General features: G+C 28.1%; 1 protein-coding gene. It reads right to left on the bottom strand.

Annotated elements, in window-relative coordinates; genetic code table 11:
- Positions 1-247: 247 nt before the first annotated feature.
- On the bottom strand, positions 248-531 hold a 284-nt coding region (locus ACH5TX_RS00210; RefSeq protein ID WP_439337551.1), incomplete at its 5' end, for a hypothetical protein.

Below are 531 nucleotides of genomic sequence, written 5' to 3'. Positions count from 1 at the left end.
TTGTGTCTTTATAAGTGAATCATTCTTATTTATCAAAAAATAAATATCATTTTGTGCAATAGTTAAGTTACTGAATAAGGTAAAAATAAAAAGACAAAATATTTTATGATTTTCTATTTTCATATATGTTTGGCAACGGTTACGTATAATATTAGTGGCGCGTTTAAGCACTAATTTAATAAATAGAAACTTGTCAGCGGAAAATTCCGAAGGAATTTTCCAAGTAAGCTAAAACTAGCCATTAATTTTATGCTTCGCTGTGTGGCGTTTTTTCATTGCGTATAGGTTTATATTCATTCGATTTATGCCATTCTTCAACTATTTTTATTTTCCGAAACCTTTTGCTTATTAATAATTTCAAAACATTTTCCTCAATAGTCGATTCAATTCGTATCCAAAGTGGAATTTCATTTTTGTAAGTAACTAACCAGTCACAAACATCATTTACATTTAATTTTTTTCCAATTATGTTCGGCAGAGACCACAGTCTCATAATATCATCTGAATTTGTTTTTGATTCTTGTTTTTCAG

The organism is Thalassobellus citreus (assembly GCF_044385915.1).
Lineage (GTDB): Bacteria > Bacteroidota > Bacteroidia > Flavobacteriales > Flavobacteriaceae > Thalassobellus > Thalassobellus citreus.
Note: the sequence above shows the minus strand (reverse complement) of the source record. Positions and strands in the feature narration are given on the sequence as shown.